This is a genomic window from Chromobacterium sp. Rain0013 (assembly GCF_015291765.1).
GTDB lineage: Bacteria > Pseudomonadota > Gammaproteobacteria > Burkholderiales > Chromobacteriaceae > Chromobacterium > Chromobacterium haemolyticum.
On the sequence record NZ_CP031514.1, the window covers coordinates 2,701,150 to 2,716,213 of the forward strand.

15 protein-coding genes and 1 pseudogene are annotated in these 15,064 nt (G+C 62.5%); 10 read left to right on the plus strand and 6 right to left on the minus strand.

The window, feature by feature from the left end; all coding sequences use genetic code 11:
- The first annotated feature begins 286 nt into the window (after positions 1-286).
- The gene (locus DXT74_RS12585) at positions 287-1,510 is read left to right on the plus strand and encodes a branched-chain amino acid ABC transporter substrate-binding protein (protein WP_043641487.1); all 1,224 of its coding nucleotides are present in this window, start codon (positions 287-289) and stop codon (positions 1,508-1,510) included.
- A 59-nt stretch (positions 1,511-1,569) separates the two neighbouring features.
- Here the strand turns inward: DXT74_RS12585 and DXT74_RS12590 are convergent, their stop codons facing one another.
- Both DXT74_RS12590 and DXT74_RS12595 read right to left on the minus strand, forming a co-directional pair.
- On the minus strand, positions 1,570-1,830 hold the full coding sequence (locus DXT74_RS12590) for a GlsB/YeaQ/YmgE family stress response membrane protein (protein ID WP_043641489.1): 261 nt from the start codon (positions 1,828-1,830) through the stop codon (positions 1,570-1,572).
- A gap of 140 nt (positions 1,831-1,970) precedes the next feature.
- On the minus strand, positions 1,971-3,119 hold the full coding sequence (locus tag DXT74_RS12595; RefSeq protein ID WP_081557054.1) for a branched-chain amino acid ABC transporter substrate-binding protein: 1,149 nt from the start codon (positions 3,117-3,119) through the stop codon (positions 1,971-1,973).
- 177 nt (positions 3,120-3,296) lie between these two features.
- Here DXT74_RS12595 and DXT74_RS12600 point away from each other — a divergent pair, with 177 nt between their 5' ends.
- The 4 genes from DXT74_RS12600 to DXT74_RS12615 all read left to right on the plus strand — a co-directional run bounded on the left by DXT74_RS12600 (position 3,297) and on the right by DXT74_RS12615 (position 8,331).
- On the plus strand, positions 3,297-3,671 hold the full coding sequence (locus DXT74_RS12600) for a cysteine-rich CWC family protein (protein WP_081557053.1): 375 nt from the start codon (positions 3,297-3,299) through the stop codon (positions 3,669-3,671).
- A gap of 151 nt (positions 3,672-3,822) precedes the next feature.
- Complete coding sequence (gene macA, locus DXT74_RS12605; RefSeq protein WP_231138173.1) at positions 3,823-5,019, plus strand: macrolide transporter subunit MacA; 1,197 nt, start codon at positions 3,823-3,825, stop codon at positions 5,017-5,019.
- Positions 5,016-6,953 carry a macrolide ABC transporter ATP-binding protein/permease MacB gene (gene macB, locus DXT74_RS12610; protein WP_194426128.1) on the plus strand — a complete coding sequence of 646 codons (1,938 nt, stop codon included), beginning with the start codon at positions 5,016-5,018 and terminating at the stop codon, positions 6,951-6,953. Before macA ends, macB begins: the two co-directional genes overlap by 4 nt.
- A 4-nt stretch (positions 6,954-6,957) precedes the next feature.
- The gene (locus tag DXT74_RS12615; protein ID WP_194426129.1) at positions 6,958-8,331 is read left to right on the plus strand and encodes an efflux transporter outer membrane subunit; all 1,374 of its coding nucleotides are present in this window, start codon (positions 6,958-6,960) and stop codon (positions 8,329-8,331) included.
- A 37-nt stretch (positions 8,332-8,368) separates the two neighbouring features.
- On the opposite strand, the gene DXT74_RS12620 is transcribed toward DXT74_RS12615, so the two are convergent.
- Both DXT74_RS12620 and DXT74_RS12625 read right to left on the minus strand, forming a co-directional pair.
- The gene (locus DXT74_RS12620) at positions 8,369-9,214 is read right to left on the minus strand and encodes a hypothetical protein (RefSeq protein WP_194426130.1); all 846 of its coding nucleotides are present in this window, start codon (positions 9,212-9,214) and stop codon (positions 8,369-8,371) included.
- Positions 9,215-9,240: 26 nt separating this feature from the next.
- Positions 9,241-10,065 carry a hypothetical protein gene (locus DXT74_RS12625; protein WP_043641499.1) on the minus strand — a complete coding sequence of 275 codons (825 nt, stop codon included), beginning with the start codon at positions 10,063-10,065 and terminating at the stop codon, positions 9,241-9,243.
- 273 nt (positions 10,066-10,338) lie between these two features.
- Between DXT74_RS12625 and DXT74_RS12630 the strand changes: the two are divergent.
- Both DXT74_RS12630 and DXT74_RS12635 read left to right on the plus strand, forming a co-directional pair.
- Positions 10,339-10,509 (plus strand): annotated as a pseudogene (locus tag DXT74_RS12630) (transposase); the annotation flags it as partial.
- Positions 10,488-10,790: an ankyrin repeat domain-containing protein gene (locus tag DXT74_RS12635; protein ID WP_194426131.1), complete on the plus strand. Its 303-nt coding sequence runs from the start codon at positions 10,488-10,490 to the stop codon at positions 10,788-10,790. The pseudogene DXT74_RS12630 and the gene DXT74_RS12635, both read left to right, overlap by 22 nt.
- Before the next feature lie 78 nt (positions 10,791-10,868).
- On the opposite strand, the gene DXT74_RS12640 is transcribed toward DXT74_RS12635, so the two are convergent.
- Positions 10,869-11,702: a hypothetical protein gene (locus tag DXT74_RS12640; RefSeq protein ID WP_194426132.1), complete on the minus strand. Its 834-nt coding sequence runs from the start codon at positions 11,700-11,702 to the stop codon at positions 10,869-10,871.
- Between the two features lie 117 nt (positions 11,703-11,819).
- Positions 11,820-12,599: a helix-turn-helix transcriptional regulator gene (locus tag DXT74_RS12645; protein WP_043641501.1), complete on the minus strand. Its 780-nt coding sequence runs from the start codon at positions 12,597-12,599 to the stop codon at positions 11,820-11,822.
- Between the two features lie 169 nt (positions 12,600-12,768).
- Here DXT74_RS12645 and leuC point away from each other — a divergent pair, with 169 nt between their 5' ends.
- The 3 genes from leuC to leuD all read left to right on the plus strand — a co-directional run bounded on the left by leuC (position 12,769) and on the right by leuD (position 15,063).
- Positions 12,769-14,175: a 3-isopropylmalate dehydratase large subunit gene (gene leuC / locus DXT74_RS12650; RefSeq protein ID WP_043641503.1), complete on the plus strand. Its 1,407-nt coding sequence runs from the start codon at positions 12,769-12,771 to the stop codon at positions 14,173-14,175.
- 19 nt (positions 14,176-14,194) lie between these two features.
- Positions 14,195-14,332: an entericidin A/B family lipoprotein gene (locus DXT74_RS12655; RefSeq protein WP_081544472.1), complete on the plus strand. Its 138-nt coding sequence runs from the start codon at positions 14,195-14,197 to the stop codon at positions 14,330-14,332.
- A 92-nt stretch (positions 14,333-14,424) separates the two neighbouring features.
- Positions 14,425-15,063 (plus strand): 3-isopropylmalate dehydratase small subunit, encoded by a 639-nt coding sequence (leuD, locus tag DXT74_RS12660; protein ID WP_194426133.1) that lies wholly within the window; start codon positions 14,425-14,427, stop codon positions 15,061-15,063.
- Position 15,064: the final 1 nt, after the last annotated feature.

Consider the following 15,064-nt stretch of genomic DNA (forward strand, 5'->3'; position numbering starts at 1 on the left):
AGCAGTTCTAAAGGCAAGGAGGGTTTCGATGACGAAAGCCCTCCCTCCTTGCAAAACCGCGTGTTAAACGAATTTTCCCATGCGTCGGCGCGCATGGGGCGGCAGGAGGCTTGTCCAACAAGCCACTTGCCACAAGCTGGCGGCCTTGAAATAATGCCGCCAGCCGCCGCTCTCGCCTCCCTATGCGGATAGGGCGGGATGTACATAACAACATTACACAGGTTCCGCAAACTCCCATTCCTGATGATTGACGGATGGGGATCTCTGGAGAAATAGAGGAAACATGATGCAAGCAAACAAACTGACGACTCTTTCCCTGGCCGTAGCCGCTGCTGTCGCCTTGTCCGCATGTGGCAAGAAAGAAGAGGGCGCGGCGGGAGCCGGAGCCTCCGCCGGAGCTCAAGCCGCCGCGGGCGGCGTGGTCAAGATCGGCTTCGCGGCGCCGCTGACCGGCCCGCAGGCGCACTATGGCGAAGAATACAAAAACGGAGTGACCCTGGCGATCGAAGACGCCAACGCCGAGAAGCCCACCATCGGCGGCAAGCCGGTGACCTTTGAACTGGAAGCCCAGGACGATCAGGCCGATCCCAAAACCGCCACCCAACTGGCGCAGAAGTTCGTCGACGAGAAAGTGAACGGCATCATCGGCCACTTTAACTCCGGCACCTCCATCCCGGCTTCCAAGATCTACTCCGATGCCGGCATCCCGATGATCGCGATGGCCACTTCGCCGGCCTTCACCGCGCAGGGGTTCAAGAACACCTTCCGCTCAATGACATCCGACACCCAGCAAGGCTCGGTGATGGGTAAGTTCGTGGTGGAAAAGCTGGGCGCCAAGAAAGTGGTCATCGTTGACGACCGCACCGCATACGGTCAGGGCCTGGCCGACGAATTCGAAAAAGCCGCCAAGGCCGCCGGCGGCAATGTAGTCAAGCGTGAATTCACCAATGACAAAGCCACCGACTTCGCCGCTATCCTGACCTCGATCAAGGCCGCCGCGCCGGACGTGGTGTTCTACGGCGGCGCCGACGCGCAATCCGCGCCGATGGCCAAGCAGATGAAGCGCTTGGGCCTGACCGCGCCGTTGATCTCCGGTGAAATGACCAAGACCCCGACCTTCCTGCAACTGGCTGGCAAGGAAGCCGACGGCACCATCGCTTCGCTGGCCGGCCTGCCGCTGGATCAGATGCCCAAGGGCAAGGACTACGAAAGCCGCTACAAGGCGCGTTTCAAGATGGACGTGGCCACTTACTCGCCGTACGGTTACGACGCCACTCGCGCCTTGATCCAGGCGATGAAAGACGCCAACTCCACCGATCCCAAAGTCTATCTGCCGGTGCTGGCCAAGATCGCGCATTCCGGCGTGACCTCCAGCAGCTGGACCTACGATGCCAAGGGCGACCTGAAAGACGGCGGCATCACCGTCTACAAAGTGGTGAACGGTGAGTGGAAAGTGCTGGAAACCGTGGGTGGCGGCGCTGCGTCCAAGGACGCTTCCGCGGCCAAATAAGCCGGTTTGGCGCTAGGCAACAAGGCGACGCTTTCTGCGTCGCCTTTTTCTTTGCCCGTTCAACGCAAGAGGCCGATCTTCTTCAGCAAAAAAATCAGGATGGCGGCGCCGGCAATACCGAAGGCCAGGCCGGGCAGCGAGAAAGAGCCGGCGGCCGAAGCGGAGGAAATGCCCAAGAGGCGGCCAAACAGCCAATGGCCCAGTGCCGAACCGATGATGCCGATGATGATGTTGGCGATGACGCCTTCGCTGACGCCCATGACCTTGCCAGCGAGCCAGCCGATCAGGCCGCCGGCCAACAGTGAAATGAGTAATCCCATATCCTCTCCTTATGTTAGTTTGTGGATAAATAGTTATAGCCATTTATTTAATATGGCGCCATGTTTTTTGGAGCTCCGCTGCGAAAAACAAAAACCCCGGCATGCGCCGGGGTGGTGAGGGGAGGCGGGAATGCCGGTGTTTACAGGCCTACCCACTGACCTTTGCGCAATTGATACAGCGACACGGTGCCATGCTGAATGTCGCCTTTATCGTCAAAACGGATCTCGCCGGTTACACCCTTAAAGTCGGTTTTGGGGAGTTCGCCCAGGTACTTGGCCGGATCGGCCGAGCCGGCGCGCTTCATCGCGGCGATCATGACCCGTGCGGCGTCATAGGTGTAGGGAGCGTAGGCCTGGATGTCGGCGTTGAATTGCTGTTTGTACTTGCCGTTGAACTCGGCGAAGCCCGGCATCTTGTCTTTTTGCGCGCCGGCGCTGGAGGCGTAACTGCTTTCCGCGCTGTCGCCGCCCAACTTGGAAAACTCCGGCGTATTAATCCCGTCCGCGCCCATGAAGGCGGCTTTCAGACCCAGCTTGTTCATCTGCTTGACCATGGGCGCGGCCTGCGCGTCCATGCCGCCGTAGAACAGCAGGTCGGGCTTCTGCCCTTTGATCGAGGTGAGGATAGCCATGAAGTCGGTGGCGCTGTTGCTGGTGAACTCGCGTTTGACCACCTTGCCGCCAGCCGCTTCCACCGCCTTGGCGAAATCGTCGGCCAGGCCCTGGCCGTAAGTGGTGCGGTCGTCGACGATGGCGATGCGGCCGGCTTTCAGCGTCTCTATCGCGTATTTTGCCAGCGCTTCTCCCTGCTGGCGGTCGTTGGCGATGATGCGGAAGGTATTCTTGAAGCCCTGCTGGGTGAAGCTGGGGCTGGTTACCGAGGCGGCGATCATCGGAATGCCGGCTTGGGAGTAAATGCGCGAAGCGGGGATGGCCGCGCCGGAGGTGAGGTGGCCGATGATGCCCGCCACCTTGCCGTCCACCAGGCGTTGCGCTACCTGGGCCGCGGTTTTGGGGTCCGCCTGATCGTCCTCGGACACCACTTCGAAAGTGACCGGCTTGCCGTCCAGAGTGAGCTTTTCGGCATTGGCCTCCGCCACGGCCAGCTTGACGCCGTTGTCCGCGTCGCGGCCCCAGTGGGCAAAAGGCCCGGTCAGTGGGTTGGCGGAGCCGATTTTCACCACAACAGAGCCGGCCTCGGCCGGCGCGCTGCCGGCGCTTTGTTCGGATTTGCCGCAGGCGGTCAGGGCCAGGGCGGCGCAGGCGATGAGGCTAAGATGCGTTTTCATGAGTTTCTCCTGATTTCTCTTTGTCTATTTAGCTTTGTCTATTTGGATATTCGCCTCAGGAATAAGGCGGTGGCCCATTTTTGGTGCATAAACGGATTAGCGTCAACCCCGGCGGCGTCTCGGCGGCGGCTTTGCGCTAAAATGGCGGACTGATTTCGCGATATATATGGATTTTTAATGACAAAAGGGTATCCGGCTCCCGCATCGCCCTGTGTCGGCCTTTGCCGTCTCGACGAGGGCGGCGCCTATTGCCTGGGTTGCCTGCGCACCTTGGATGAAATTGCCGGCTGGTCCGGCTTTGACGACGAGCAAAAGCGCGCGGTGTGGCAGCGGCTGATCGCCTTGCGGCCCAAGGTAAAGGACAAGCGCTGCGAGCGTTGCGGCGCGGTGTTCCGCTGTGGAGAGGGCGGCGCCAACGGCGCTTGCTGGTGCGTGGATCTGCCGCAGGTGCTGCCGCTGCCCTACGGTCACGGCGACTGTCTGTGCCCGGAGTGTTTGCGCGGTCATCTGCGAGAAAGCTATTTGGCGCGTGGGTTGACGCCCCCTATATAGCGCTCAGACATGCGCGAACGCACTGAATGTCAATTGCGTATTATCGCCGCGAGGTGCAACCAAAGACCATGACTCGCGGTCCTAACGTCTTTTCCTCCTTTCCGGTTCGGCTCCTAACCTCATGACTCTTTGGAAGCGTTGGATTCGTAAGTTGTTGTTGCCCTTGTTTTTGATTGGCTCGTTGCGGGGTCGAGGCCGCGTCAGCCTAGGCCGGAGGCCGTGGCGCAACGGCATCGCGCTGGCCGCGGTTTTGGCGTTGGCCGGCTGGGGGCTCTGGCTGTGGCTGGCGCCCAAGCCGGCGCCTCAGGTGCTGACCGCGGAAGTCACGCGAGCGGACCTGGAAGACGTGGTGCTGGCCAGCGGCGTGCTGAAACCGCTGCGGCAGGTAGATGTAGGCGCCCAGGCCAGCGGCCAGCTGAAAACGCTGAATGTGGAGGCGGGCGACCGCGTCACAAAGGGCGAGCTGTTGGCCGAAATTGATCCGGAAAACAGCCTCAACGACCTGAAGGCTTCCGAGGCGCAATTGGAGTCCCGCGTGGCCCAGCTGCGCAGCAAGCAGGCCACGCTGCGCCAGGCCGAGCGCGAACTGGCGCGCCAAAAGCAGATGATGGGCGAAGGCTCGACCTCGCAAAAAGACCTGTTGACGGCGGAAACCAACTATCAAACCCAGACAGCGGAGCTGGACGACCTGCAAGCGCAGATTCGCCAGAACCGTTTTCAGATCGACAAGAATCGAACCACGCTGGGCTATACCCGCATCACCGCGCCGATGGATGGCGAGGTGATAGAAATCGTCACCCAGCAGGGCCAGACCGTGATTGCCAGCCAGACGGTACCGGTCATCCTTAAGTTGGCGGACCTGAGTACGATGACGGTGCACACCCAGGTGGCCGAGGCCGATGTGATTCGCGTCAAGGCCGGGCTACCGGTGTATTTCACCGTGCTGGGCGCACCGGATCGGCCTATCCGCGGCAAGCTGCGCGCGATTCTCCCCACGCCGGAAAAAATCAACAATGCCAACTTCTACAAGGCGCTGTTCGATGTGAAGAATGTCGACGGCAAGTTGCGCGTGGACATGACCGCGCAGGTCAGCATCGTGCTGGCGGAGTCCAAGCAGGCTTTGAGCATCCCGCTGAGCGCCTTGGGCGCGGCCGGCAAGGATGGTCGTTACAGCGTCAAGGTGCAGGGCAAGGACGGTCAACTGCATGAACGGCAGGTGCGGATCGGTTTGAAGACCGCTACCCGGGTGCAGATTCTGGATGGTTTGAAAGCCGGCGAGAAAGTGGTGACCAGTGAAGGCGGCGGCAAGGAAGAAGAACCCAGCGGCGGCGTGATGGTGAGCGCATGAGCGGAGCCAGCTTGACGTTGTCCGGAGTGTGGCGGCGTTTTCCGTCCGGCGACGAAGAAGTGGCGGTGCTCAAGGACGTCAGCCTGGATATCCGCGCTGGCGAGATGGTGGCCATTATCGGCGCCTCCGGTTCCGGAAAGTCGACGCTCATGAACATCCTGGGCTGCCTGGACCAGCCCTCCGCCGGCCACTACCAGGTGGGCGGGCGCGATGTGGGGACGCTGGACAAGGACCAATTGGCTACCTTGCGTCGTGAGCACTTCGGCTTCATCTTCCAGCGCTACCACCTGCTGCCGCATTTAAGCGCCATAGACAATGTAGCGATGCCGGCCGTATACGCCGGCATGACGCAAGAAGCACGGCGCGAGCGCGCGGGCCGTTTGCTGGCACGGCTGGGCCTGGCCGGCAAGGAAGACTACCGCCCGGGCCAGTTGTCCGGCGGTCAACAGCAGCGGGTGTCCATCGCGCGGGCGCTGATGAACGGCGGCGACATCATCCTGGCCGACGAACCCACCGGCGCGCTGGACAGTCATAGCGGCGAGGAAGTGATGAATATCCTCAAGGAGCTGCACGCCGCCGGCCACACCATCATCATTGTGACTCACGACCCGTCCATTGCCGCGCAGACCAAGCGCATCATCGAAATCCGCGATGGCGAGATTCTGTGCGACAGCGCCGCCGACGCATCGCGCCCGGCTGCGGACGCGAGCGAGCCGCGGCGGCCCAAGCCGGGGCCGGCCTGGCGTGAACGCATGAGCGAAGCCTTCAAGATGGCCATGCTCGCCATGCTGGCCAACCGGCTGCGCACCGTGCTCACCATGCTGGGCATCATCATCGGCATCACCTCGGTGGTATCCATCATCGCGGTGGGCGAGGGCGCGCGCAATTACGTGTTGAACGACATCCGCTCCATCGGCACCAACACCATCACCGTGTATCGCGGCAAGGATGGGGGCGACGACAAGGCTGACGGCGTGCGCACCTTTCTGCCTAGCGATCTGGCGGCGCTGAGCGAGGAGCCCTATGTCGACAGCGTGTCGCCGGTTACCACCAACAGCCTGCGCATCCGCTACCGCAATGTTGACGTCAACGCCTCGGTGTCCGGCGTGGACAGCACCTTCTTCCGTGTGCGCGGCTTGAAGCTGGTCGCCGGCCTCGGCTTCAGCCGCGACGATGTGCGCATGCAGCGCCAGGTGGTGGTGGTAGACAACTACACCCGCCGCAAACTGTTCGCCGATGCGGAAGCCATCGGCCAGGTGGTGCTGGTGGGTAGCGTGCCGGCCACCGTCATCGGGGTGGTGGAGACCAAAGACAACGGCTACGGCGGCAAATCGCTGCAAATGTGGATGCCCTACAGCACCGCCGGCAGCCGTTTGTTCGGGCGGGCCTATTTTGACTACATGGTGGTGCGCATCAAGGAGGGCCAGCCCACTGCGCTGGCGGAGAAGGCGCTCAGCCACCTGCTGACCCTGCGCCACGGCAGCAAGGACTTCTTTACCGTGAATATGGACGAAGTGCTGAAAACGGTGGAAAACACCAGTCGCACGCTCGCTCTGCTGTTGACCTTGATCGCGGTGATTTCACTGGTGGTGGGCGGCATTGGCGTGATGAACATCATGCTGGTGTCGGTGACCGAGCGTACCCGCGAAATCGGCATCCGCATGGCGGTGGGCGCGCGTCAGTCCGACGTGTTACAGCAATTTCTGACCGAGGCGGTGCTGGTTTGCCTGGTGGGCGGAGCCATCGGCATCGGCCTGTCCTACGGCATCAGCTTTGTGTTCGCGCTCTTGGTCAGCAAATGGAAAATGGCGCTATCGCTGAAAGCCATCGCCCTGGCGGTGGCATGCTCCACCACTATCGGCGTGGTGTTTGGCTATCTGCCGGCGCGCAGCGCGGCGCGTTTGAATCCTATCGATGCCTTGGCTCGGGAGTAAGTGTTTGACGCTTTGGAAATCCAATCTCACTGTTTTGGGTCTGGCCCTGTCGCTTGCCGCTTGTCAGAGCACGCCTTATCAGCGCCAGGCGCTGGAGACCCCGGCGCAATGGCACAGCCCCACGGCTCAATCGCAGACGGACATGAGCCGCGAGCGCTGGTGGCAAGGTTTTGGCGACGCGGGCTTGCTGGCGGTGCTGGAACAGGCGCGCAGCCGCAACCCGGATTTGAGCATTGCCTTGCTCAAGTTGCGCAAAGCGCAATTGGCGGCTGGGCTGGAGCGTAGCGAGGCCTTGCCCTCCTTGAGCGGCGATTTGAGTGCCGGAACCAAGCGCACGCTGGGCGAATCCTCGACCTGGAGCCGCAGCAGCGGCGGCAGCTTGAGCACCAGTTACGAGTTGGATCTGTGGGGGCGGGTGGACGCGCGCTTGCGCGCGGCGGATCAGGAGTTTCGCGCCAGCGCCTATGATGAAGCCGCCGCCAGGCTGCTGTCGGACAGCGCCGCCGCCGGCTTGTACTGGGACATTGCCGCGCTGAAGACACGACAGAGGCTGGGGCAGGCGGACCTGATGGACCTGCGCCGGATTCAGGCGTTGGCGGAAACTAAATGGCGTGCCGGCGCCACGAGCGAGCAGGATGTTACTCAGGCGCGGAGCGCGGTGTTGAGTCAACAGACGGAACTGCTGACGCTGGCAGACGAACTCGGGCAAAAGGAAAACGCGCTGGCCTTGTTGCTGGATCATCCGCCCGGCGCGGCGCTGCCGCCTATCGCCGAGTTGCCGCTGGAGCCGGCTTTGCCCGCGATAGACGCCGGCCTGCCCAGCAGCCTGCTGGAACGTCGGCCGGACTTGATGGCGGCGGAGGCGCGCTTGCGCGGCCAATTGGCCAAGGTGGATCAGCAGCGCGCGGCCCTCTTCCCCACGCTGAAGCTGACCGGCTCGCTGGGCTCTAGCAGCAGCGTGCTGAGCAGCCTGGTGCAAAACCCGTTGTTGACGCTGGGCGCTTCTCTGTCCTTGCCCTTCCTGGAATGGCGCAAACAAGGCTTGCAATTGAAGAGCAGTCAGGCCGATTACGAGCTGGAAACCGTCAATTTCCGCAAGACCTTATATAGAGCTTATCAGGAGGTGGACAATGCGCTGAGTGCGCGTCAGCGGCTGCAAGGCTCGGCCCGCTTGCAAGCGGACGCGCTGGCGTTGAGCCGGCGCAGCGAGCAACTGGCGGAAAGCCACTATCGTGCCGGCGCGGTGGACGCTCAAACCTGGCTGGACGCCGTCAAGGCGAGGCGTAGTAGCGAGTCCGCGCTGGTCCGGCTGCGCCAGGAGCAATTGAAAAACCTGGCGGACGTTTACAAGGCCCTGGGCGGCGCGCCGGCGGCTTGAGCGGCGAGGGCGCCGATCGGGTTTTTCAGGGACGGGGTTAAGGCTCGAGGTACTCTTCGCAGGCTGGAATCGGCTTGTCCGGCGTGTAGGCGCCGCTCTCCGGCCGCCACGTCAGCAGGCGCTGGAAGGTGCAGGCCCGGTCCACCACGGTGGCGATGTCTTTTTTCCGCAAACGTTTGCCCCGCGAGGCAGGGCCGGGAAAGCTGGTGGCACGGGTACGGTAGATCAGGCGTGGGAAGCCGGCTGTGACGTCTTTGTCCAGCTTGATGTTGGAAGAAAAACGGTACTCGTCATGACAGGCTCTGCGACGGTCGGCGTAATCCCGCTCCGAAAAGCACGCGCGTATCATCAGGGAACTGGCCAGCGGCAGCGCCAGCACCTCGCGCATCTCGAATCCCGCGCCCTTGGGAGAGACCTGCAGCAGGTGCAGCATGCTGAAAGAGCCGCCGCCGCCGGAATACATGGTGCTGACGTCCTCGCTGACGCCCACCAAGATGCCCTGATCGGAAGCGGCGAGCCTTACCACATAAGGCCATAGCGCTAGACCGCGGCGGTTGTCCCACAGCGCGTCGGCCTGTAAATCACGCAATTCCAGCTGTGCGCCAGCGCTCTGGTTGGCGGTGGGCCGGACTTTGAGCATGGGCGGCGCGTCCTTGGTCTGCGCCACCAGCTCAAGACACAGCTGGCGGTCCGGAGTGCAGCCTTGCTCCGACTCCGCCGACTCTGGCCTTGATTCCAGCGTCAAGATCTTGATGCTATTGCCGGCCAGGTCAACATCGGCTGGTCGAGCGGCGGCGGCCGGCTGGATAGAGGCAAGCGCCAAGCAGACGGTGAGCGCCGCGAGCTTGAGTACATGGGAAACGTCATTGGAATGCTGCTTCATGACCTGCTTTTTGTGATGAGAGGGTGCTAGATCACCGCCCACAGCCCGCAGATGGCGAATAGGATGAGCACCCCGGTCAGAATCTGAGCCGTGGTGCGTTCTTTTTGCAGCGCTCGTTTCAGGTTGTCGTGCACGCTTTCCAGTTTTTCCAGCCGCTGCTCCAGCTCGGCGCGGGTTTCATCCTGCCGCGCCAGGGATTGCAGCATCGCTTCACCGCCCACCTCGGTGATCAGCTCCTTGTTCCATACCCCCAGCAGCTTGTTGACCTTGTCCTTGAAGTAGAGCGCGGAACGCTGATTGGCGTCCTGCCATTCAAACTCAAAACCCTGGCTGGCGTAGAAGGCGTTGCGTTGCAGCCGTTCTTCTTCCGAAGAGGTCTGGCTCATGCTGATCATGCCGGGGCTGATGGCGTGATCCGGACAAATCCCCTTGGCCCATGAGATGACGCTGGCGAACAGAAAAGTGTCCAGTCCGGTGCCGACAAAGCCTGGACTGGCTTGCACGCCGCTTTTGGGGCCGAAGGTGACGGTACGGCTGGGCCGGTCCACCCGCACCCAGGCGCAGTTGTGGGCTGCTTGGAAATGGCTGTCCTCGCCTTCGAACAACTGCCAGCGGTGACCGTCGGCTCGGGCATAGCCGCGGAACTGCAGCCGGAAGAAGTCGGATTGTTCCGTCATGGCCCGGCTGCGCTGCAAAATGCCATAGATGGGCGTGCCGTTGGCGGTCAGCGTCAGAATGGTTTCGCCCAGCGGAATAGCCAGCGTGGCCAGGGTATTTTCGTTTTCCGGGGCGCGGAGCACCGGTTCTTCGGCTGTAGGCGCCGGATTGGCTGCCTGGTTCGGACTGGTCATCTGCTGCCTATATTTGGGGGGATTCTTAGAACCTGTTCAAAGCTTGCTGCGCTTTAGCGATACGGCGTTGAAAACCAGCTCAAAATGCTCATGTACCACTTGACCATTCCGCTTTTTCGCTCGTTTTCGCCTTGTCTCGCCCTTGCTCGCGAGACTTTGAACAGCCTCTTAGCGCCTGTTCAAAAGCCGCCGTCATGCGGCTGCTTATTGTACCAATCTAGACGGCTGGGGGAATCCTTGCTCGCATGTCCTGCGACATTTGCACAAGTGGGCGCTAGCCCAGGCCGGGGCAGAGAGGTCATCCAGTTTGGTTTGAGTATTAAATGCTTGCTCAATCTATCGTTGCGGCAGGCACTGGGCATGGTGCAGAGCCTGCTGAAATTGGCCGAGCTAGACTGGGCAGTACCGGATCACACCACCGTTTGCCGCCGCCAGCACACCTTGGCAAGACGCCGCTGTTCTACGCGGCGGAGGCGCGCAATGCGCCGGCGGCGAAGTTGCTGCTGGAGCATGGCGCGGATGTGAATGTGTCGACGCGTTTTTCGCAGATGTCGCTACTGATGGCGGCGGTGTTGAGCGGTGTGCCGCAGCTGGCGGCCGACCTGATCAAGCACGGCGCTTCGCTGGAGGACAGGGATAAGTACGATCAGTCGGCGCAGGACTATGTGGCCAAGCTGCCCAAGGCCCAGCGGCCGGCTATGCTGCGGGCGCTGGGCCGGGCGTGAAGTCCTGTTCAAAGCCCGTTGCGCGTCGTGAGGCGTGACGGAGTGAGTGCCGTACTTTGAACAGGCTTTTGGCCGCGCTTAGTTAAAGCCGGTCAGCCGTTTGAAATTGATCTGGCGCGAATCGCGGTGAGACTTGAACCGGGAGCTCTTGCCGCGCCGGAGAAAGGCTTCGGCCTGCGGCAGCGGGGCGAGGCTATCCTGTTCCAGCTTGGGCGCGGCGTGTTCGGAGATGCCATGTTCGGGCGCGTGGCTGCGAAGATAGTCGCAGCGGGCTTGTTCCAGCGTGTCGCGCAGCGTCAGCGGGCTGAGCTGTTGCAGTCTGTTGGAGAGCTGGGCGGCACAGTGTTCCACCAGTTGTTTCAGCGCCGCCTGATGCTGCGGGTTTTTGTCATTCAGCCCGACCTTGGTGCTGATGGCCCTGAGGTGGTTGTTAAGCAGGCTGGGGCCGGCTTGTTTGCGAAAGTACTCCGCCTGGCTGGGGAAGCGCGCGGCGGCGGTATCAATGATGAAGGCACGGTAATGTTTGGCCTGTTCCGCCAAGCGGCTGCTGGGCGCTTGGGGCAGGCATTGCTTGACGGTGGCCTCGGCGCTGTTGTCGATATGATCGTGCACCATGGAGGTGTAGTAGTTGCGCAGCAGATTGTGAGCGTCTTCCTGTGTTCGGCTGGCCAGCCACAGGCTGAACTGGCGCTGCGATTGCGCCAGAGCGGCTTGCAGTGTGTCCGGAGCCAGGCGGCGCAGCGCATCGGCCGGTTGCGCGTCGCGCGGGGTGGCGCGGCCGACGCTGGACGGTCGCTCGCTATTATTGGCCGCGCTGCGGATGTCCGCGGCCAGCGCGGTTTGCGGCGGGGTGTCCGGGTCGGCGCAGCCGCGCGGGTGGATGCGGCTGAGCATGTCGTTGGTTATTTTCATTGGGCGCTCCTGAGCAAGGGAGGCGGCGTCAGGCGCCGCCGTGGTTGGGATGCGGCGCAGTGTGCCCAAGCCTGGGAATGCTCAATATAAAGAATTGGTCATGTCAAATGCATGGCGTCACAGCAGCATCACCAGTTTATACTCTGGCGCCTGGGCCAGTTTGAGGGTGATTTGCTGGTGTTCGATGCGGCCGGCGCTGGGGTGGTGGAACACGCGGCTGCCGCCTTCGCGGCCTTGCACGTCTTGTTGCTGCCAGTATTGGCGGAATTCCGGACTTTTCGTTTCCAGTTCCGCAATCATCCCGGCCACGGCGGGCTGGTTCAGCCGCGGACTGAGGTCGGCGCGCAGTTCTGCGACGATGCGGCCGGCGCGTTCCTCCCACTGATCGATGAAGCTGCGCGCTTCCGGCGCCAGGAAGATGAAGTCCAGCAGGCTGCGGCTGGCGTCCGGCCGGCCCAGCCAGTCCCGGAACAGCCTCTGTGCCGGCGGGTTCCAGGCCACGGCGCGCCATTCGGCATCCAGCACGTAGGCGGGGGAGTCGATATGGGCGGTGGCTTGTTTCAACAGGGCTTTTGCCTGTTCGGACGGGCCGCGCCATTCCGGTTCCGGGTCTTTGAGCCCCGCCAGATTGAAAAGGTAGTCGCGCTCGGCGGCGGTGAGGCGCAGCGCCTCGGCCAGACGGGCCAGGGTGGGCGCGGACACGGATTGGGTGCGGCCCTGTTCTATCCAGGTCAGCCAGGTGGTGCTGATGTCGCACAAGGCGGCCACTTCTTCGCGGCGCAGGCCTTTGGCGCGGCGGCGCTGGCCGGGCGGCAGGCCGGCTTGTTCCGGGCTCAGGCGCTCGCGGTGGGCGCGGATGAATTGGCCCAGCGGCGCGCTGTCTTTGCTGGCGGTCATGGGGTAGGGCTATGGGTATTAGTATCGCTACTAGTATAAGCAACTGGCTTGTTGCCGGGAAAGTTTGGCTCCAAGATAAGCCCACGGAGCAGAGCCTTGTGACCGGCGCGCGGAAACCCGCGGCGTCGGCGGCAGTCTCAAGTTGAATAACCGGATTCGAGCAAACACCATGACCGCACAAACCTTGTACGACAAATTATGGAATAGCCACGTGGTGCGCCAGGAAGCGGACGGCACGGCTTTGCTGTACATCGACCGACACCTGGTGCACGAGGTGACCAGCCCGCAGGCGTTCGAGGGGCTGAAGCTGGCGGGCCGCCCGCTGTGGCGCGTGGATTCGGTGGTGTCCACAGCGGACCACAACACGCCCACTGATCATTGGGACGAGGGTATCAAGGACCCGATTTCGCGCCAGCAGGTGGAAACCCTGGACGCCAATATCAAGGCCTTCGGCGCGCTGGCGTATTTCCCGTTCAAGGACAAGGGTCAGGGCATCGTGCACGTGATGGGGCCGGAGCAGGGCGCCACGCTGCCGGGCATGACGGTGGTGTGCGGCGACAGCCACACTTCCACCCACGGCGCTTTCGCCGCGCTGGCCCACGGTATCGGCACGTCCGAGGTGGAACATGTGATGGCCACCCAGTGCCTGGTGGCCAAGAAGTCCAAGAATATGCTGGTGCGGGTGGACGGCCAACTGGGCCGCGGCATCACCGGCAAGGATGTGGCGCTGGCCATCATCGGCAAGATCGGCACCGCCGGCGGCACCGGTTACGCGATCGAGTTCGCTGGCGAGGCCATCGAGAGCCTGTCTATGGAAGGCCGGATGAGCTTGTGCAATATGGCGATTGAGGCCGGCGCGCGTTCGGGCATGGTGGCGGTGGATCAGAAGACCATCGATTATGTAAAAGGCCGGCCGTTCGCGCCCAAGGGCGAGCATTGGGAGCGAGCGGTGGCGTATTGGCGCACTTTGCGTTCCGATCCGGGTGCCGTGTTTGACGCGGAAGTGGTGTTGCGCGCCGAGGACATCCGGCCGCAGGTGACTTGGGGCACCTCGCCGGAAATGGTGGTGGATATCGACGGCGCGGTGCCGGACCCGGCGCGGGAAAGCGATCCGGTCAAGAAAAGCGGCATTGAGCGCGCGCTCAGCTATATGGGCTTGCAGGCCAATACTCCCATTCACGACATCGCGGTGGACATTGTCTTCATCGGCTCCTGTACCAATAGCCGCATCGAGGATTTGCGCGAGGCCGCCAGCGTGGCCAAGGGCCGCCATAAGGCCGCCAACGTGAAGCAGGTGCTGGTGGTGCCGGGCTCCGGCCTGGTGAAGGCGCAGGCGGAGGCCGAGGGGCTGGACCAGGTGTTCCTGGCCGCCGGCTTCGAGTGGCGCGAGCCGGGCTGCTCGATGTGCCTGGCGATGAACGCGGACCGTCTGCAGCCTGGCGAGCGCTGCGCGTCCACGTCCAACCGCAATTTCGAGGGTCGTCAGGGGCAGGGCGGCCGTACGCATCTGGTCAGTCCGGCGATGGCGGCGGCAGCCGCCGTCACCGGTCATTTCGTCGATGTGCGTTCGTTGTAACCGTTCCAAGGAGAGAATCATGCAAAAACTGCTGTTGTTGGTACTGGCCGCGCTGACCCTGAGCGCTTGCAATACGGTGAAGGGCGTGGGCCAAGACGTGTCCAAGGGCGGGCAGGCGATTGAAAATGCCGCCAAGGACGTGTCCAACAAAATGTGATGCGGCGGTCCGCCCCCGGCGTCCGCCGGGGCGGTCGTCTCCTCGCACTCTCTAATGAAGGCGGGCGCTAGCGCCCGGAAACGGCATTGACGATGAAAGCATTTACCACCTTGACCGGTTTGGTCTGTCCCTTGGATCGCGCCAATGTGGATACCGACGCCATCATTCCCAAGCAGTTCTTGAAATCGATCAAGCGCTCCGGCTTTGGTCCCAATCTGTTCGATGAATGGCGTTACCTGGATCACGGCGAGCCGGGCATGGACAACAGCAAGCGGCCGCTGAATCCGGACTTCGTACTCAATCAGCCGCGCTATCAAGGCGCGCAGGTGTTGCTGGCGCGCGAGAACTTCGGCTGCGGTTCCAGCCGCGAGCACGCGCCGTGGGCGCTGGACGACCAGGGCTTCCGCGTGGTGATCGCGCCCAGTTTCGCCGACATCTTCTTCAACAACTGCTACAAAAACGGCCTGCTGCCCATCGTGCTGGCGGCGGACTCGGTGGATCAGCTGTTCCGAGAATGCGCGGCCGCCGAAGGCTATCGGTTGACGGTGGATCTGGCGGCGCAAACGGTGACGACGCCGGCCGGGCAGGTGTTTGGCTTCGATATCACAGAGCATCGCAAGCACTGCCTGCTGGGCGGCCTGGACGAGATTGGCCTTACCCTGCAGCACGCGGATGAAATCAAGGCTTTCGAAGCCAAGCGCCGCAGCGAACAGCCGTGGCTGTTCGCCTGAG